This window comes from Leptolyngbya sp. Cla-17 (assembly GCF_016807185.1).
Taxonomy (GTDB): Bacteria; Cyanobacteriota; Cyanobacteriia; order Leptolyngbyales; family Leptolyngbyaceae; genus ULC077BIN1.
Map to the genome: position 1 here is coordinate 513,529 of NZ_JAEVYN010000001.1, position 18,652 is coordinate 532,180.

14 protein-coding genes are annotated in these 18,652 nt (G+C 46.9%); 9 read left to right on the forward strand and 5 right to left on the reverse strand.

What is annotated here, in order from left to right; all coding sequences use genetic code 11:
* Window positions 1-44: 44 nt before the first annotated feature.
* The 3 genes from argS to JOY44_RS02495 form a co-directional block, all read right to left on the reverse strand.
* Window positions 45-1,802 (reverse strand): arginine--tRNA ligase, encoded by a 1,758-nt coding sequence (argS, locus tag JOY44_RS02485; RefSeq protein ID WP_171572163.1) that lies wholly within the window; start codon window positions 1,800-1,802, stop codon window positions 45-47.
* 125 nt (window positions 1,803-1,927) lie between these two features.
* Entirely contained in the window at window positions 1,928-2,791 is an 864-nt protein-coding gene (nadC, locus tag JOY44_RS02490) for a carboxylating nicotinate-nucleotide diphosphorylase (RefSeq protein WP_171572164.1), read from the reverse strand.
* Between the two features lie 38 nt (window positions 2,792-2,829).
* A complete protein-coding gene (locus JOY44_RS02495; RefSeq protein ID WP_171572165.1) occupies window positions 2,830-6,399 on the reverse strand; it encodes a response regulator in 3,570 nt (1,189 codons plus the stop codon).
* Between the two features lie 540 nt (window positions 6,400-6,939).
* Here JOY44_RS02495 and nrdR point away from each other — a divergent pair.
* The 6 genes from nrdR (at window position 6,940) to JOY44_RS02525 (ending at window position 13,731) form a co-directional block, all read left to right on the forward strand.
* Window positions 6,940-7,500: a transcriptional regulator NrdR gene (gene nrdR / locus JOY44_RS02500; protein ID WP_171572166.1), complete on the forward strand. Its 561-nt coding sequence runs from the start codon at window positions 6,940-6,942 to the stop codon at window positions 7,498-7,500.
* Window positions 7,501-7,721: 221 nt separating this feature from the next.
* Complete coding sequence (locus JOY44_RS02505; protein ID WP_171572167.1) at window positions 7,722-8,822, forward strand: 30S ribosomal protein S1; 1,101 nt, start codon at window positions 7,722-7,724, stop codon at window positions 8,820-8,822.
* A 95-nt stretch (window positions 8,823-8,917) separates the two neighbouring features.
* Window positions 8,918-9,661, forward strand: coding sequence for an HAD family hydrolase (locus JOY44_RS02510; RefSeq protein ID WP_171572168.1), 744 nt, complete (start codon window positions 8,918-8,920; stop codon window positions 9,659-9,661).
* Window positions 9,662-9,885: 224 nt separating this feature from the next.
* Window positions 9,886-11,139 (forward strand): methionine adenosyltransferase, encoded by a 1,254-nt coding sequence (gene metK / locus JOY44_RS02515; protein WP_171572169.1) that lies wholly within the window; start codon window positions 9,886-9,888, stop codon window positions 11,137-11,139.
* Window positions 11,140-11,715: 576 nt separating this feature from the next.
* The gene (locus JOY44_RS02520; protein WP_171572171.1) at window positions 11,716-12,978 is read left to right on the forward strand and encodes an MFS transporter; all 1,263 of its coding nucleotides are present in this window, start codon (window positions 11,716-11,718) and stop codon (window positions 12,976-12,978) included.
* Window positions 12,979-13,074: 96 nt separating this feature from the next.
* A complete protein-coding gene (locus JOY44_RS02525; protein WP_171572172.1) occupies window positions 13,075-13,731 on the forward strand; it encodes a DUF4333 domain-containing protein in 657 nt (218 codons plus the stop codon).
* On the opposite strand, the gene larC is transcribed toward JOY44_RS02525, so the two are convergent.
* The gene (gene larC / locus JOY44_RS02530; RefSeq protein WP_171572173.1) at window positions 13,728-15,194 is read right to left on the reverse strand and encodes a nickel pincer cofactor biosynthesis protein LarC; all 1,467 of its coding nucleotides are present in this window, start codon (window positions 15,192-15,194) and stop codon (window positions 13,728-13,730) included. The two genes, JOY44_RS02525 and larC, sit on opposite strands and share 4 nt — an antisense overlap.
* A 130-nt stretch (window positions 15,195-15,324) precedes the next feature.
* On the opposite strand from larC, the gene JOY44_RS02535 reads away from it, so the two are divergent.
* The 3 genes from JOY44_RS02535 (at window position 15,325) to JOY44_RS02545 (ending at window position 18,201) form a co-directional block, all read left to right on the forward strand.
* Window positions 15,325-15,987, forward strand: coding sequence for an L-threonylcarbamoyladenylate synthase (locus tag JOY44_RS02535; RefSeq protein WP_171572174.1), 663 nt, complete (start codon window positions 15,325-15,327; stop codon window positions 15,985-15,987).
* Between the two features lie 468 nt (window positions 15,988-16,455).
* The gene (locus JOY44_RS02540) at window positions 16,456-17,724 is read left to right on the forward strand and encodes a HetZ-related protein (protein WP_207211152.1); all 1,269 of its coding nucleotides are present in this window, start codon (window positions 16,456-16,458) and stop codon (window positions 17,722-17,724) included.
* A gap of 228 nt (window positions 17,725-17,952) precedes the next feature.
* The gene (locus tag JOY44_RS02545; protein ID WP_171572176.1) at window positions 17,953-18,201 is read left to right on the forward strand and encodes a hypothetical protein; all 249 of its coding nucleotides are present in this window, start codon (window positions 17,953-17,955) and stop codon (window positions 18,199-18,201) included.
* 15 nt (window positions 18,202-18,216) lie between these two features.
* Here the strand turns inward: JOY44_RS02545 and JOY44_RS02550 are convergent, their stop codons facing one another.
* On the reverse strand, window positions 18,217-18,564 hold the full coding sequence (locus JOY44_RS02550; protein WP_171572177.1) for a hypothetical protein: 348 nt from the start codon (window positions 18,562-18,564) through the stop codon (window positions 18,217-18,219).
* Window positions 18,565-18,652 lie beyond the last annotated feature (88 nt).

An 18,652-nucleotide genomic window follows, 5' to 3' on the forward strand; every position in this document is an offset into this window, starting at 1 on the left:
GAGATGAAGTTGTAAAATTTCATCTCTTTAATTTTGTGGTTGAGCTACATTCTTTCCAAAACAAGGATGCCTAAAAGTGAAAGTCCTAATTTGAGAGTGTTGGCAGTAAGATTACAAAGAGCTAAGCGAGATGTGCGGAGTGGTTCTTCGGCTTGCAAAACCGGGCAGCGATCGTAAAACTGATTAAATTTTTGACTCAGTTCAAACAAATACTGACACAGCCGATTGGGAAATAACTCTTGACCCACTTGAGCAATGATTTCATCAAGTTGAAGTAAATGTTTTGCTAAAGTAAACTCAGTTTCATCTCGTAGCAAAACCTTGAGATTGGTTCCTAGCTGCTCAAAATCAATCTGTCCCTTGCGAGTAATGCCTTGAATGCGGACATAGGCATAGAGCATGTAAGGAGCCGTATTACCGTTGAGCGCCAACATTTTGTCGAAACTGAAAATATAACTGCCGGTGCGATTTTGGCTCAAGTCAGCGTATTTCACCGAGCCAATACCCACCACTTGGGCAACGTGGGCAATAAAGCCCTCAGTTTCTTGCCGACCTTCCTCTTGGATGCGCGTTTCTAAATCGGTTCGAGCGCGGTTCACAGCTTCATCGAGCAACTCTCGTAGCCGGACGGTTTCACCTGATCGCGTCTTCAGTTTTTTGCCATCGTCTCCTAGCACCAACCCAAAGGGCACATGCACCACTTCCACTGTGTCGGGTAGCCATCCGGCTCGTTGCGCTACCTGAAACACCTGGGCAAAATGGTTAGACTGGCCCATATCGGTCAGGTATAAAATGCGCTCTGCTTGATCTTGCTGAATGCGGTAGCGAATGGCAGCTAAATCAGTAGTGGCATAGTTATATCCGCCATCCGACTTTTGCACAATCAGCGGTAAAGGTTCCCCCTCTTTATTGGTAAACCCCTCCAGAAATACGCATCTAGCACCTTGATCGGTGACTAGCAAGCCGAGCTTTTCTAGATCCGTCGCCACATCGGATAACAGTGAGTTATAAAACGATTCCCCGCGCTCCGTCAGGGTGACATCTAGCAAGGCGTAAATAATTTGAAATTCGCGGCGAGACTGATCGCAGAGCAATCGCCATGCTTTCAAGGTGTCTTCTGCGCCCGATTGCAGCCGCACCACTTCTTGCCGAGCGGTGTCGCGAAAGGCTTCATCCTCATCAAATCGCTGTTTGGCTTTTTTGTAGAAGGCGACCAAATCACCGAGATCAATTGCGTCAGCGGTGATTAACGCTTCTGGTGCAGCTTCTCGCAAATAGGTGATCAACATGCCAAATTGAGTCCCCCAATCGCCAACATGATTGAGCCGTAGGACATCATGTCCCTGAAATTCCAAAACGCGAGCGATCGAATCTCCAATGATGGTTGATCGCAAATGCCCCACATGCATTTCCTTGGCAATATTGGGACTGGAAAAATCCACAATCACCCGCTGTGATTTTGCCACATGCTCTACGCCCAAGCGATCATCCGCCAGCATAGTGCCTAGCTGCTTTTCTAAATAGTCCGTTTTTAGCCTCAGATTGATAAAGCCGGGACCTGCAACAGTCGGTAGTTCACACAGATCGCTGACGTTTAAGTGCTGCACAATTTGTTCAGCGATCGCTCGGGGTGCTTGACCCAGCGACTTTGCCAGAGCCATCGCCACATTCGCTTGATAGTCTCCAAACTTGGGATTGCTAGCAGGTACCAAAATCGGATCGACAGTGGCATATTCCGTGCCAAAAGCGACGCTGAGTGCTTGCTCTAAGCGCTTTTTTAATTCGGCGATCGTAAGAATCATAAAACTATCAACGTCCTAATTTCGAGCAGCAGTGGTTACACTACTCTCATCGTTACAAATAAAATTCGGCAGAAGACCTATTTTGCCTTGTTTTGGCGATCGTATATTTAGAATTCTTTGCTCAGCTATTGTATTCTCATGCTTATATCTAGCCAGGTGGAACGAGTAATGGGGGCACTGCTAGAAATATAATCCACTCCGGTTTGAGCAACCGAGCGGATAGTTTCTAGGGTAACGTTCCCAGACGCTTCAATTTTGATGCGAGGATTGGCTTGGCGAATCATAGCAACTGCCTGCTGCATGGATTTCAAGGGCATATTGTCCAACATAATAATATCTGCACCATGCTCGATGGCTTCCCGAACTTGATCGAGTTGTTCAGTTTCTACTTCAATCGTGAGCGGGTAGGGAACATGCCCCCGAATGCGGGCGATCGCGGTGGCAATTCCTCCAACCGCCGCAATGTGGTTATCTTTTAGCATGACTCCATCATCTAACCCCATGCGATGGTTCACGGCTCCCCCAACCTGCGTTGCGTATTTTTCCAGTAGCCTTAGCCCTGGGGTGGTTTTGCGAGTATCGACTAACTGAGTTGGCAAATCGGCAATTTGATTCACATACTGACGAGTCATAGTGGCGATCCCACTCAGGCGCATGACAAGGTTCAATGCCACCCGCTCACCGGTAAGCAACGCATCCATCGCCCCAGAGATTTTGGCGATCGCTTGACCGCGCTCATAGTTCTCGCCTTCTTGGGCAATGGGTTCAAATGAAACTTGATCATTAAGCAGTTGAAACACCCGTCCGGCGATGGGCAATCCGGCAATGATGCCTGCTTCTTTCACAATCCATTGGGCATGACCGATCGGAGCTTTCCCTTCAAAAAGAGCAGCCGTTGAGCGATCGCCCCGACCCATATCTTCCAGCAGCCAACTCCGCAACAACGGGTCTAACAGAATGGATGCAGGCACACTAGTAAAACGTTTCATCGATGCAACCGAACCTTTAATTGACTCATATTCGGTCTCTACCTATCTCTAGGTTCAGGAGTAACGACAAAGGTCAAGACCGTTTCATCTATCCCTTTCAGCTCTAACGGGCTAAATTTAACGATTTCGTCTTCTTCCAGATAGTCAGCAACCGCCGCAGAGACAAGAATACAATCTGGGTCAGCGACTTCTTGAATCCGAGCAGCAATGTTAACGCTGGGACCAATTGCGGTGTAATCCGATCGCTCAGAGGAGCCAAACATGCCCACGACCGCTGTGCCTTGATGAATGCCGCAACGGAACTGCACTTGGCTGATCCCCTGCTCCTGCCACCGTTGGTTTAAGGTTTGCAGCGCTCGCCGCATCTCACGAGCCGAGGCAATGGCACGACGAACTTGTTCATTGGGAGACAGTTCTTCGGGTGCGCCAAATAGCACAAGAATGGCATCGCCCATGAACTTGTCGATGGTGCCACCATTATTAAATATGACATGAGTCATCTCTGCCAGATATTCATTCAACAACTCGGCAACCCGGCGCGATCGCAGAGTATTTGAAAGTTGGGTGAAACCGACAATATCGCTAAATAGCACCGTGACCAACCGTGGCTCAGGTCGGAGATCCAACACCAGCTCACCTTGGGCAGCGCGATCAACCATTGAAGCGGGCAAAAACCGCTTCAGCACCGATTCTGTCAAATATTGATTCAACTCAGCCACACGCCGCTCATTTGCCTTCAGCGCCAGCAGGTTGCGTACTTCAGCCAACAATTCGCGATCGTTGAACGGCTTGGATAAGTAGGCATCAGCTCCCTGTTCTGTTCCTTCAATGCGCGTATTCTCATCCACCTTTGCAGTCAGAAGAATCACGGGAACCCCTTTAAGACTGTCATCCAGACGAATCAACCGGATTAAGTCTAAGCCAGACACATGGGGCATCATCAAGTCTGTCACAATTAAGTGTGGGGTATAGGCTTGAGCCGTTTTATAGCCTTCTGCTCCATTGCGGGCAGTTTGAACCTGATATCCCTTTTCTCGCAAAATGCTAGAAACGTAAGTCCGCACATCTGGATTATCGTCTACCACCAGTACTCGGCCGTCTTCAGGATGAATCGCAGTAGAATCACTCGCAGCGCTTTGAACCATTGAAAGAGAAAGGCCATCCAGGTTCAGCATAGATGCTGTATCAGAGGCTTGAGTTCCTTCAATGTCTGATAATTCGACAGCGGCCCGATTGGGTTGCAACTCTGCCTGCACGTCAATCACTTGTTGAGGTGGTAGGTGAGCAACTCCAGTCTGAATCCAAACGGTAAAGGTAGTTCCTTCGCCATAGGTCGAGTCTACCGAAATCTGCCCCCCATGGAGTTCAACCAGTTCTTTGACTAGCGCTAGTCCTAAACCGCTGCCTTCATGGCTGCGATTAGCAGAACCCTCTGCCTGACGGAACCGCTCAAATAAATGGGGAATTTGGTCTGGACGGATACCAATGCCCGTATCAATCACTTGAAGTAAGCAGTGATCCCCAGCAGGTTTTAGCAAAACTGTGATGGAGCCACCCGTGGGAGTAAATTTCATGGCGTTGGACAAGAGGTTGTAAAGCACCTTGTCAAATTTTTCTAGGTCTAGATAAGCCTCTGGACAGGATTGAAGCTGGGTAATTAGACGAATATCTTTGCGATCGCAGTAGGCGCGAAAGGAATCCACCGTTTGGCTAACAAATTCCACCAAGTCGGCAGGGCGAAAACTGGGCTGCATCCGTTTTGCATCCAATCGCTGTAAATCTAAAAGCTGATTGACCAACCGCAGCAAACGGCGAGAGTTTCGCAGAGCAATGACGGATTGTTCATAGGAAAGTCCTTGCTCTTTGGCAACGGCCCCTTCTAAGGGACCAATTGTTAGAGTCAAGGGTGTGCGAAATTCATGGGAAATATTTTGGAAGAATTCAGTCTTTTGGCGATCGAGTTCTAATAGTTGTTCTGCCTGTTGTCGAGTCTTTTGGTACAATCGCGCTTGCTGAACGGCGATCGCGGCTTGGGCTGCCACTGCCTGCGTCAACTCAATTTCGGACAAACTCCACCGTCGAGGCTGATGATTTTGTCGTAAGGAAATGCTGCCAATAATCTTGCCATCCGACAACAGTGGCACCACGAGCAGTGCCCGCGTCGGGTTGCGGAAGGTTTGCTCCTCCACCTGCATTTCGGGATACAGTTCCAAATCGTTCAGCACTACAGGCTGCTTCGTTAGCATTAATTGCCTTAGTACTGGGTTGCGCTCAATTGGCACAACAGATTTTGGCAAAGGACGAGTATCATCCTCCAAGTCCAACGAACTATTTTGCTGAGGCTGAAAAGCTGAATTAATTGCTGTAGTAGTTGCCTCGTTTACGGGAATTTCTTTTTGAGAAAGGGAATATCCTGGATAAGCCGCATCATGCAAGCCAACACACTGCACATATTCATCCGTTTCGGTCCATAAAGACAAAGCACAGCCATCAGCCCGAAGGACCTGTCCAAGCTGTTGAGTAATCGCAGCAAAAATATCTTGAGGATCAAGACTCGAACGAATGGCGGTTGTAATGGTGTTAATTAGCGCTTCCCGTTTTGCCAGTGCTTGCAATTGTTCATAAGCGCGGGCTTGTGCCAGTGTTAAAGCTGCTTGATCAGCCACCATCGTTAAAAGCTGCACTTCGTCATCCTGCCAAGGGCGCGAGTGTCCACATTGATGCAGCGCTAAAATTGCAATTAATTCGTGTTGATAGCACAAAGGGACAATCAAGCTGGATTGGATGTTGACTTCGTGATAAGCCTGTCGCAGTTGTTGAGCTTGTGTAGTGTCTAGCTGTAGGCGATCGTCTGTTCCAGCATTTTGAATGATTTGAATATCTTGTGTTGCCCAAATCGTCTGAAAAAGCGCATCTCGCAATGGAGTTGATCGCGCATGGGCGGCCTGTTCAATCGAATCTATCCGAGGAACCAAAGACGTTGATTCCGTTCCCTGCTCTTCGTATGCGCTGACATAGACAAAATTGTCTTCATCAAAGCGTCCATCTTGAAAAGGTGATACCAAGCAGTAGCTAGTTTCAAAAATATGACCAACGGTTTGACCAATAGTTTGCAAGATTTGCCGATAGCTAAGAGCACTGCGAATAGTGCTGGTGACTGCATTTAATAGGGATTCTTGCCGGAGCGATCGCCGCAACTCCTGCGTGCGAGTTTTGAGCACGGTATGGGTGTCTGCTGCCTGCCGCACCACTACCTTCAATTCTTCATCATCCCAAGGCTTCGTAACATACTTAAATACCTTGCCGGAATTGATGGCTTCTACCAAATCTTCTACATCTGTGTAGCCTGTCAAAATAATTCGGATAATGTCTGGATACTGAGTAGCCGTTAAGCTAAGAAACTCAGTACCGCTCATATGTGGCATTCGCTGATCAGAAATGATGACAGCGACATCGCCCTCATTAGATAAAATCTCTAGTGCGGCTGGGCCGTTTTCCGCACGCAACACTTTAAATTCTCGGTAGAACGTGCGGTAAAGCAGGTCTAAATTGTCTGGTTCATCATCCACCACCAGAATTTTTGGTTTGCTATTCGGCTGGGCTTTCATGAACCGCTCTCCTGTTATAAGGGCAGTTGGATCAAAAATCCTTTGGTCAAACAGGAAGTCTTCCAAAGCAAAAGGTTAAATAATCTGTTCTTCAACTGTTTCAGCACCCAGATTGCACCCCAATTATTTTAATCTTGTATACCACTATGGCATCTACAAGGTTAGGTCAAGATTATTTAGTACGGATTCCAGAGCCATCCAACTCCTGGATTAAAATCTACAAAGATTACAAAATGTAACTTGAATAGAAGCGTCAGGGATGAGCCTTGCTTTTTAGATTGCCCTTTCCAAAGCAGTTTGTAACGCAGTATCAACTAGTTCACTGACTTTGCTGAAATGAATATCAGAAAAAATATTAATGCGATTAAAGTAAATCGGGCATAATCATTTTGGGTTAGTTCATACCTTCAACTAAAGTGTAAGAGCTTTTTAATCTGAATTTAAAGTTGGATAATAGACGTACTTCGCAAAGTATTTTTTAAGACTTTAGGAATCAGAAAACCTTGCCGCTGTTCATTTTGCCTAGAGTGCTTCAATAACATGCGCTGTCCTTTTTGTCAGCACGGCGACAACCGTGTCCTTGAATCGCGTTCCGCAGAAGCGGGTCAGAGTGTTCGGCGACGGCGCGAATGTTTGAAATGTTCTCGTCGATTTACAACCTACGAACGGATTGAATTTATCCCCGTCACCGTAATCAAGCGCAATGGCGATCGCCAATCATTCGATCGATACAAACTCCTGAAAGGAATCGTTCGCGCCTGCGAAAAAACAGGAATTTCTGCTCCTCGAATGGAAAACATCGTAGATGAAATCGAATCTGACCTACAGCAGCGTTTGATTCGAGAAGTTCCCAGCAGCGAAATCGGTGAACTCGTTTTAAATAACCTGAAAGCCCTAAGTGAAGTAGCTTACATTCGCTTCGCATCAGTATACCGAAAATTTCAAGGCATTCGTGATTTTGTTGATACCCTTGCGCACTTGCAAAGCAGTCACCCTAAAGCTGAGACAAAAATTAGACCTACAGATGGTGCAAACCAAGCTGTATCCATAGATCTGTCTGAACCAGACGATAACTCTGTGCATACCGTCTCTACAACGTGAAAAGCACTGCCTCAAAAAACTTTTCTCTGATCTATTTTTCCTAGGGCGTGCATAGGGCGAGTGGTTAAGGTATGATAGTCCTTCCGAGCCTAAATCGATTTGAACGTTTAGATCTTCTACACTGTGAATAGGAGATTTCCAGGTGTGGTAACCCGTTATGGCGTGCTTACCCATCAAGGAGGCAAACTTTACACGGAGATAACTACCAGGAAACGATTCGCATGGTCAATCAGGACACATTAACGCTAGATATTGGCTTCACTTACGAAGACTTCGCTTCAAAACTAGATGATTATGATTATCACTTCAACCCAGGCGACGTAGTCGCAGGGACAGTGTTTAGTCTAGAGCCACGAGGCGCTCTGATTGATATAGGCGCTAAAACGGCTGCCTACATTCCAATTCAAGAGATGTCAATTAACCGGATTGATACTCCTGAAGAAGTTCTGCAGTCTAACGAAACTCGTGAGTTTTACATTCTTGCAGACGAAAACGAAGATGGGCAGTTAACGCTTTCTATTCGCCGCATTGAATATATGCGAGCATGGGAACGAGTTCGTCAACTTCAGACAGAAGACGCTACAGTCCGGTCTCTGGTTTTTGCAACTAATAGAGGTGGTGCTCTAGTCAGAATCGAAGGGCTGAGAGGCTTTATTCCTGGCTCTCATATTAGCACCCGTAAACCCAAGGAGGAGCTCGTCGGTGAAGAGTTGCCCCTCAAGTTTTTGGAAGTAGATGAAGAGCGTAATCGCCTTGTATTGAGCCATCGTCGTGCGCTGGTTGAGCGTAAGATGAACAAACTCGAAGTGGGCGAAGTGGTAATTGGAACCGTGCGCGGTATCAAGCCATACGGTGCGTTTATTGATATTGGTGGTGTCAGTGGGTTGCTGCATATTTCAGAGATTTCCCACGATCATATTGATACGCCTCATAGTGTTTTCAATGTCAATGACGAACTAAAGGTCATGATTATTGATCTGGATGCTGATCGCGGGCGGATTTCTCTTTCCACTAAGCAGCTTGAGCCAGAACCCGGTGATATGGTGAAGAATCCTCAGGTAGTCTATGACAAGGCTGAGGAGATGGCGGTGAAATATCGGGAACAGATCTTGGCAAAACAGCAGGGAATTTTGATTGAAGAAATTTCTCCATCTGTTGAAGATGATGTTCCTAGTGCCATGGAGGAAGCTGAAATTCCTAGTGCTATGGAGGAAGCTGAGGTTCCCCCAGCCATTGAAGAGGACGTTCCTGATGCAATAGAGGAAGAAAGTCCTGCTACAACAACTGAGGTTGAGAAAGTTTCTGCCTCTGTTGAAGAGTAATTTTGTAGCTTCTCAAGCCTGTATTTAATTCGTTTTTTTAAGAAGAGGTATCTTTCCTCTTCTTTTTTTTTGCAGTGTTTCCCAAAAAGAACTTTATGACCTTAATTCAGTGTGAAACAGCGTGCTTTGAGAACATTGAAGCTGTTATTTTTGATAAAGATGGGACGTTGGCGAATTCTCACGTTTTTTCGAGGAATTTGGCTCAAAAGCGTGCTCGATTGATTGATGCTCAAATTCCTGGAGTTCAAGAGCCTCTGCTGATGGCCTTTGGGGTGGAGGGCGATCGTCTTAATCCGGCTGGATTAATGGCAGTAGGAACACGTTTGGAAAACGAAATTGCTGCCGCCGCTTATGTGGCTGAAACTGGACGCGATTGGATGGAAGCGCTGAGCGTTGTCCGATCTGCTTTTCTGGAGGCGGATCGAGTTTTTGACCGCAAAGCAGATAGCACACCCCTTTATGCAGGGGCAAAAGAACTGATGCAAGCGATCGCTCAAGCCAATCTCAAAATCGGTATTTTATCTTCAGATACCACCGCTAACGTGCAAGATTTTGTGGATAAATACGAGTTAAATACGCTCGTTCAACTTGCCATGGGAAGTGATACCGGATTAAGTAAACCTAATCCAGAACTGCTTCGACAAGCTTGTGCAGCTTTAGATGTGTTGCCTGAACACGCGATCGTCATTGGAGACTCTGCTGCCGACATAGAAATGGCTTGCGCCGCAAATGCTGCTGGGTGTATTGGCGTGATGTGGGAGCAAATTAATCCAGCCTCTCTTAAACAAGCGAATGCTTTAGTACATACCTTCACAGCCATTCAAATTGTTTCAACCTAACAACTTTTGGGGGAGCGCTAAGGTTACATTCTTTGAGTTCTTATCTACCTTTCAACCTTCACTTCATCCGAGTGCCCACAAATGCTATGATCCGCTGAAGTCTAATCATTTTGTATATTTACAGATAAATTAGGTATAACGCCCGATTGACTAGCAAATATGTTTGCTGGTTTTTAAAGACTCAACTTTGTTTGTTAACTCTAGTGTGAAGAGAGGAGTTATCCTTGGCCCGTCGTTACCTTTTTACGTCCGAATCTGTTACTGAAGGTCACCCTGACAAGATTTGTGATCAAATTTCAGACACTATTCTAGATGCACTGCTAGCTCAGGATCCAATGAGCAGAGTTGCTGCAGAGGTTGTGGTGAACACTGGTCTAGTCTTGATTACAGGTGAAATCACCTCCAAGGCGAAAGTGAATTACATCGATATTACACGCCAGAAAATTGCTGAAATTGGCTACAACGGCGTTGATAATGGCTTTTGTGCTAGTAGCTGTTCAGTTTTAGTCGCGTTGGACGACCAATCTCCTGATATTGCGCAAGGGGTCAACACGGCTCAAGAAGCACGCGAGTTGTCCAGTGATGAATTAGATAGTATCGGTGCTGGCGATCAGGGCATTATGTTTGGGTTTGCTTGCAATGAAACGCCTGAATTAATGCCTATGCCTATTTCCTTGGCGCACCGTATCTCGCGAAAATTGGCAGCCGTGCGTAAAACAGGGCAACTTTCCTACCTGCGTCCTGATGGGAAAACTCAGGTCACCGTCGCCTATGAGGATAATCGCCCTGTTGGCATTGATACAATTTTAGTTTCTACTCAACATGCTCCAGAAATCGGTAGTATTACTGCTAACGAAGAAATTCAGGCAAAAATTAAAGCCGATTTGTGGGAGTCCGTTGTTCAACCTGTATTCGCAGATATTGCTGTCAAACCAGATGACAAAACTCGCTTTTTGGTAAATCCAACCGGAAAATTTGTGATTGGGGGTCCTCAAGGAGATGCAGGATTAACCGGTCGCAAAATTATTGTGGATACTTATGGTGGCTATTCTCGTCACGGAGGTGGTGCATTCTCTGGCAAAGATCCTACAAAGGTCGATCGCAGTGCTGCTTATGCTTGCCGACATGTTGCAAAGAACATTGTGGCGGCTGGTTTGGCAGACAAGTGCGAAGTGCAACTTAGCTATGCGATTGGAGTAGCACGCCCAGTCAGCATCATGATTGACACCTTTGGCACCGGCAAAATTGATGACGATCGCCTACTGGAGCTAGTACAAAAGCATTTTGAGCTTCGCCCTGCTGGCATCATTCAAACTTTCAATCTGCGGAAGTTACCTGCTGAGCGCGGCGGTCGCTTTTACCAGGAGATAGCGGCATATGGTCATTTGGGACGGACGGATCTCGACTTACCCTGGGAGCAAATCGATAAAGCAGCCTTACTAAAAGAGGAAGCCAGTCACATTTACTCAATGGTATAAACTGCGATCTCGCAGGTGAGAAAGCTCAATTTATTTCAGGCGGCAGGTGATATTTATCTGCCGCTTTTTCATGGGCAATATGCGTATCATAAAAACACTACTCGCCGTCTAAGTATGGTCAGCACTAAAACTTCAGCTCCCCCATTTCAAATATCCCTTGCTGAAAAGCGCATAACGCTTCATAACATCAGTTGGGCTTCTTACGAAATGATTTTGGAAGCATTAGGAGAGAATCAGGGCTGCTACTAGGCTGACCTACTACCAAGGCAAATTAGAGATCATGCCCCCCTTGAACAGCACGAAAACTCCAGCAGAATTCTGGATGATACATCAAAATTTTGACGGAGGAAGAAAATATCATCCTTAAAAGGATGCAATCTATTACCCTTCATCGACCGGAGTTAAAAGCTGGGGCAGAACCTGATCAATGCTGTTACCCGCAGAATCAAGTTCTGCACTCGATCGCCCCTTCCGTATAACTCACCCACGATCGCAGTTCTTTCTGCCCAATCGGAGGATAGTCAAATACTTAAAATATCTTCATCATTAAGGTGAGCGATCGCAGAGGTTATCCGATTGAAAGTATTTCAAACCCTTCAACCAAAGCAACGCCGCAATTTGGTGTTTTTGTTTGCGTCTGGGCTGTTGTTTTGGGCAAGCTTAGCATCGTTGCTGCCAACCCTATCGCCTTACATTAAGCAGGCAGGAGCAACGGATCGGGAAGTGGGTGTTGTCATGGGAGCATTTGCCATTGGGCTGCTAATTTTTCGCCCTTGGTTAGGGCGCAGAGTCGATCAAAAAAGTCGTACCGAAGTGCTAATGATTGGGCTAGTGGCGGTGGCGATCGCGCCTTTGGGCTACCTAATGACTCAATCTATTCCCATATTGTTTGCCATCCGTGCTTTTCATGGTTTGAGCATTGCCGCATTCACCACCGCTTTCAGTGCCTTAGTGACCGATCTAGCTCCCCCTCAAAATCGCGGCGAAGTGTTGGGTTACATGACTTTGGTAAATCCAATCGGCATGGCATTGGGACCCGCAATTGGTGGTTTTTTGCAGGTGTGGGCAGGCTATACGCCATTGTTTGTGTTCTCTGCGGGGTTAGGCTTTGCCGGAATTCTTTGTGCAATTCACATTAAAGCGCCCCCGATTGAATTGGCATCGTCTGCTGCTTCTCAAAAAGCTCACGATATTCCCTTTTGGAAATTTTTGTGGAATCCTCGTCTACGCATTCCCGCATTAGTGCTGACATTGATCGGGATCTCGTTTGGTACTTTAGCGGTATTTGTACCGCTTTACATTCAAGAAACGGGTGTGAATTTAAACGCAGGTTTGTTTTACACCGCTGCCGCGATCGCCAGTTTTGGGGTAAGGCTGCTGACGGGTCGCGCGTCTGATCGCTACGGGCGAGGACGTTTTATTACCATTAGTCTGCTACTTTATGCCGTCTCAATGGTTTTGCTGTGGCAAGCTCACAGTGCTCCTGAGTTCCTTTTAGCTGGCTTTTTAGAAGGAGCAGGCGGTGGCATCTTTATCCCCATGATAGTGGTGCTGACAGCGGATCGCTCTCAGCCTCATGAGCGCGGTCGTGTGTTTGGGCTGTGCTTGGCCGGCTTTGACTGTGGCATGGCGATCGCAGGTCCTGTAATGGGTTATTTTGCCGAGATGATCGGCTATCGAGGACTATTTGGACTGGCCGCAGGCATTGCATCACTTGCAGTTATCAGTTTTGTGACCCTGTGCAGCAAAGATTTGGCTCATTCGATTGGATATGCTTTTGGTCGTGGTCGAGATATCTATGCATCACCCCAAGCGGGAGAACTGAGGAGTGAGGCATAGAAGTAACTCGAAAACAGCAATTTAACGTTGGCTTTACCTTGAATCAGGCACCGAAACGGTAGCATTTTGAAACACGATTTCTAATGCCTCAATTCGATGAATAAGTTGCCTGAGCCTCGTCGGTTTACAGCAAGTACTGAGCCTGAACTGGTCTTGAGACGAGAACACCGGTTCAACTATGGCTCGGTGATTGGGCTATGCATAGTCGCGATCGCAGGCTGTGCTAATACCGTTGACCATCGTAAAGTTGCAAACGCGATTCAGCAAAATATTATCAAACAGGGCGGTACTTCCGTGAAAGAGGTTACTTGCCCTGGAAACGTGCTGCCGCAAGCTGGCAAAACCTTTACCTGTGTGGGTGAAATGGATAACGGCTACACCTTTACCATTCCTGTAAAACAGCAGGATGCTAGAGGGGCGATCGTTTGGGATGTGCCCAACGCCAAAGGACTAATCAATATCCCAAAATTAGAAGCGTCAATGCAGGATGCCGTAGCCAGCGAGATCGGCACGCGCCCAGTTGTTGCCTGTGGCGGCGTTTACCGTGCCGTTAAACCCAGTGAAGGCTTTGAGTGTCAGGTTGCTTATAAAGTGATGAAACCTGTGCCAATGCCTAAACTCATGAAAGGTAAGCCCAACAAGCCTAAGCCCCCCATTGAGGTTAGCCAAACCGAGAAGATTTTGGTCACCACGGATGGCAATGGCAACATTAACTGGAAACGAGTCCTTCCAGGTTTAGCCACAAAGTCCTAGCTCTTACCTTCCATCTCCTGTTTCTCATGCATCTGCCGCCATTTCTCCAAAGTTGCTCGATGGACTTCACGCCAAGGAATGTTTTGCTGATGTGCGATTTGGGCACAGTCATCATATTCGGGCTGCACGTTGGTAGGAACTCGATCGCGCCCTGTTGCCCAAGCAACCTTCACCCGCACTGTGCCATAGTTTGTCTCCACGGACTCAATTTCACGGGGTAAAACTCGGCGCTGCTGCTGCGATCGCCGAATTCCCAACGTTGTTGTTTCTCGAAAAATCATCGCCTCACAAGCATCCTCATCTCCAAGCCGACAGATCACGGTCAGCAGCGTTCCCAAACGAGATTTTTTCATTGTGATCGCTTGCGTAAATACATCCAACGCCCCCATCGCTAGCAATCGCCCCATCACATAAGCGATCGCCTGAGGATTTAAATCATCAATCTGAGTTTCTAACACGGTGATGGCTTCAGATCCAGAGTGCGGTGTGCGGTGTGCAGCGTGCGGTGTATGGGATTGTTGGTTTCCAACTTCAACCTCCTCTTTCCGACCTCCGGACTCTGACCTCATCTCTCCGACCCATAGTCGCAGCATATTTGCTATGGACAAGTTTTGAGTCCCGGCACCTAAGCCAACTTTATGTAGGGTCATCATGGGAGGTGAACCAAAGTGAGTGGCGATCGTAGTGGCGATCGCGGCTCCTGTGGGGGTCACTAGCTCGCGATCGATGTCATTGTAATAAATCGGAACTTGGCGCATTTCAAATAGCTTTAGCACCGCAGGAGTTGGCACGGGCAGCCGTCCATGCGCTGCTCGAATGGTGCCGCCACCTACAGGTAATGCAGAACAGTGCAGTTCCTCAATGCCCAGCCAATCCAATCCGAGACAAGTGCCTACAATATCAACGATCGCATCAGTTGCGCCGACCTCGTGAAAATGGACTTGCTCGATCGACACCCCATGCACTGCCGCTTCTGCTGTCGCCAATTGCCGAAATACTGCCAGGCTCCAAGCTTCTGCCTGGGTGGGTAGAAGCGCCGCCACAATCAACCGTTCAATTTCTGGTAAGTGGCGAATGGGTGGAAGGGAATGGGCGGAATCTTTGACGGAAGTATAGTTGTGAGGGTAAGAGTGCCCATGTTCGTGAGGCTGGGCTGCAATTAAATTCTTGGAAACGGCTCCTTCTGTAGCAGAATGAAGGTGATAAGGATGGGGATCGAACGTTGTAAACTCATCTGGGTTCCCTACTTCCCCTGACTCGAACACCAGATCAACATGAAATTTTGTTGCTCGTTGCCCATTGCGATCAACTGATTCTGTCCACAGTTTATATTCCTGCGAAATTCCCAACCGCCCCAGTTGCTCAATTAAATAGGATATAGGTACGCCCAAATCTACAAGCGCACCTAGGCACATATCGCCAGCAATTCCCGTCGGGCACTGTAAGTAAGCAATTTTGGTCATTGGCGTTAGCGGCTTTTGTTTAATTGTTTAATTGAGTCAATTTCTAATTTTGAGTTTTTAATTTTGAGTTTTGAGTTGTCTACCCTACACTCCATACTCTTCACTCCGCACTCTTTCTTCCTTCTTTATCATGGCAACCCTCTACACGCTTCATCCCAAAAATCCTCAAACTCGAACGGTAGACCGTATTGTCAAAGCCCTAAAAGATGGGGCGGTGCTACTCTATCCAACGGATACGGTGTATGCGATCGGCTGCGATTTGAACTCTAAAAGTGCAGTGCAAAGGGTCAGGCAAATTAAGCAGCTTTCCAATGATAAGCCGCTGACATTTTTGTGTTCGTCTTTATCTAATATTGCTCAGTACGCGATCGTGAGTGACGAGGCTTACAGAATTATGCGGCGATTGATTCCTGGACCGTATACATTCCTATTGCCGACCACCAAATTAGTACCGAAACTGGTGATGAATCCTAAACGCCACACCACAGGTATTCGGGTGCCCGATCGCCCCATTTGTCAGGCATTACTAGAAGGCTTGGGTAATCCGATTATTTCTACCTCCGCTCATTTCTTAGATGACGGTTCCTCTCGCAGCCAAAGCGCGATCGACTATCCATCCCGCTTAGATTTATTTGAATGTTTAGATAAATTGGTGGATGTGATTGTGGACGATGAGCAAGAACCGGGCTATGAGGTATCCACTATTTTAGATTTGAGTAGTGAGGAACCTACGCTAGTTCGGAAGGGTCTTGGATGGGAAGCCGCAGAACTGTGGACAAATCCGGGGCGCTGACAAAATCTGCGAAAATCCTTCAAATTGAGGGATTCTGAGATTGGATTTAGCAAAATGAACTTTTTTCATTTATTTACCGTCATAACTATCCGGATGCCTACCCCCCAAACTGGCTAATGGACAGTAGCTTCTTTTGAAAGCAATTACGTTAAATCAGTCGATCAACTGTTCACCGGCAAATGCGGATCTGTACTGTCTAAAAGGAATGAACAGGGCTATCTTGCTTACTGCTTCTAGTTTTAAGAGTATTTTTATCCAACTAGCATAAAGCCTGGGAACCTAACCAGTTTTTATTTGGTAAACCCTGATGAGAAGTGCCCTAGGTTAATTGAAAGCTACCCGTAATTTACAAACCTGCCTGTGTAGATAGTTATGACAGTTGCTGAGCAAAACGTCAGGAAACAAGAGCAGCAGAGCCCTAAAGCTTCTTCTGTCTTAACAACTCCCCTAAGTGTGCATTACCAAGCCATGAATATTGAATCTCCACCGCCTTGCGCTCGATCGGTTGCTGTTCATTCTGTCCAATCAGATTGTCGGACGATCGCTGACCTCCCCCAATCAACCCAACGCAGTCGTCAAGTTTCTTCTATTTCTCGACCCACAACCGTTCATTTCCTCGATCAAGCTGCTCTAGTTCAACTGCTGGCACAGGAATTTCGAGAAGAAGTTAGCAACCTGAATGGGAGCGTAGAGAGCCTCGCTGGACGGATTGCGGCTGAAGTTGAGCGAGTTTGCCAAAAAAGCGGACGAATTCAAGCCTCTGGACAAGCGCAATCCTGGCAAATTTCTTTGGCGCGCCATCGCTTGCAAAAATGCATTAACTATTATCAACTGGGCTCTCAACGGGGGCGCACTGAACTGCATAGCACCCTAGGTTCGATGGTCTACCGCTATGTGGCTCCTTCTCGGATGCAGCTTGGATTTCAGGCACGCTACACCCTGATTGAAGATTTTTTGCAAGGGTTTTATACTGAGTCGCTCAAAGCGTTTCGGCGTGAGAATGTATTGCCAGAAACCTATCAACCCCGTAGCCGATTAGAACTAGCAGAATATATGGCGTTTACCGAACAGTATGCTAAACGTCGCATTTCCCTCCCTGCTGGACAAAATCAACAGTTAATTGTGCTGAGATCGCAGCGCTTTGGGCAACGCCAACCCCTCGAAGTATCGGTGGATATTGAACAAGCGTTGGAGTCGGCACGCGGCGAAGAAGCAGAAATGCACAATCGGATGCCCATCGTGCAGCAGCTACGAGAACGGATGGTATCTGATACGGTGGATTCTTCGGAAGCAGTGTTGCGCGATCGCGTGATTTCTGAACTGGTGCAATATTTAGAATCGGAAGGTCAAACTGAGTGTGTGGACTATCTTGTGCTGAAACTGCAAGACATGTCAGCCCCTGAAATTGACGATGTTTTGGGACTCACTCCCCGTCAACGCGACTACTTGCAGCAGCGCTTCAAATATCACGTCGAAAAATTTACCCTTTCTCGCAACTGGAAACTGGTTCATCAATGGCTTGGTGCTGACCTCGACCAAAACTTGGGCATGGCAACCTCTCAATGGGATAGCTTCCTTGCTCGCCTCACCTCTGAACAACGTCAAATGCTGCAACTAAAGCAAGCCCAGACAGACGATGCTGAAATTGCCAGCAAGCTCAAACTCACTGCCAAACAATTTCAGAAGCGTTGGGGAAATCTATTAGAAATAGCTCGTCAAGCGCGAAACGAAGCTTAAAGCCATCAAAAATAGGAGATTCAAAAGTATCAGGTGTTAGAAATTAAATTTCTAACACCTGATTTTTTATGGAACCGCTTGCTTGTGATTTACATCAACCAAACAGAGCCTCTGTCTCACTTGATAAGAAGTTTAGGATCAGCTAGAAGCACAGCCTACACTCACTTTCAAAATCAGAAAACTCTAAGAAGATAAAGATATAAGCCTCTAGACAAAAAGTTGATTAATATGAGTTCCCATTTTCGGCATACTATTCGGTTTCACGGTAGCACCAATCCTCAAGGCCGCTACCAGCTTCAAATTTCCGAAATTGGCAGCAATGGGTATGCTCGTTGCAAAGCTCAATGGAACTTTCCCACCTTGAAAACGTTAATTCTCTTTTTGAAAAAATACTTTCCCCATAGTGAAGCCTTAATTTCTAATGACGTGCAGGCTGTTTTAGGGTTTGATACTGTACCGTCGATGGCAGGAATTTGATTTTAATGCACGCGGCTAGCCACCCGACTTACAAGTCATCACGCCTTCCTTTTGCGTGTCTGCACCCGGTTTGCCACCCATTGCCCGAACTGCGATCGTGGGCTGATATCCAGGATAGCAACGCACCAGCACAGTATCTTCAGCACGAGTGACATACAGCACATATCCTGGTTTGCCTCCCAATTTGGCAGGTATGAGTGCAGGAGGAGCAGCAGCAGTCGCAATGAGAGTTTGCTGACTCAGTAGTGATACATCTGGCATTTTAGATACTGCAATCTTTGTGTCCAAGGGTTGCAAACAAACCAGCGCTGCTGCAACAGCGGCAATTAATGCAGCAAATAATTGAGTTGATCGTTTGGACATCGCTTAGCCTCTTATCCTTTTTTATGTTCGTATCACAGCCTACACCCCGCTTGAAAAGGGTCATGCTCGCATACATGATTATTCAACT

Excerpts from the sequence above, each read along its gene's own strand:
- larC (WP_171572173.1), bottom strand. The coding sequence starts at position 15,194 with ATGACCAAAATTGCTTACTTACAGTGCCCGACGGGAATTGCTGGCGAT.
- JOY44_RS02535 (WP_171572174.1), top strand. The coding sequence starts at position 15,325 with ATGGCAACCCTCTACACGCTTCATCCCAAAAATCCTCAAACTCGAACG.
- JOY44_RS02525 (WP_171572172.1), top strand. The coding sequence starts at position 13,075 with ATGAATAAGTTGCCTGAGCCTCGTCGGTTTACAGCAAGTACTGAGCCT.
- JOY44_RS02510 (WP_171572168.1), top strand. The coding sequence starts at position 8,918 with ATGACCTTAATTCAGTGTGAAACAGCGTGCTTTGAGAACATTGAAGCT.
- argS (WP_171572163.1), bottom strand. The coding sequence starts at position 1,802 with ATGATTCTTACGATCGCCGAATTAAAAAAGCGCTTAGAGCAAGCACTC.
- JOY44_RS02540 (WP_207211152.1), top strand. The coding sequence starts at position 16,456 with ATGAATATTGAATCTCCACCGCCTTGCGCTCGATCGGTTGCTGTTCAT.
- JOY44_RS02545 (WP_171572176.1), top strand. The coding sequence starts at position 17,953 with ATGAGTTCCCATTTTCGGCATACTATTCGGTTTCACGGTAGCACCAAT.
- nadC (WP_171572164.1), bottom strand. The coding sequence starts at position 2,791 with ATGAAACGTTTTACTAGTGTGCCTGCATCCATTCTGTTAGACCCGTTG.
- nrdR (WP_171572166.1), top strand. The coding sequence starts at position 6,940 with ATGCGCTGTCCTTTTTGTCAGCACGGCGACAACCGTGTCCTTGAATCG.
- JOY44_RS02550 (WP_171572177.1), bottom strand. The coding sequence starts at position 18,564 with ATGTCCAAACGATCAACTCAATTATTTGCTGCATTAATTGCCGCTGTT.
- JOY44_RS02505 (WP_171572167.1), top strand. The coding sequence starts at position 7,722 with ATGGTCAATCAGGACACATTAACGCTAGATATTGGCTTCACTTACGAA.
- JOY44_RS02495 (WP_171572165.1), bottom strand. The coding sequence starts at position 6,399 with ATGAAAGCCCAGCCGAATAGCAAACCAAAAATTCTGGTGGTGGATGAT.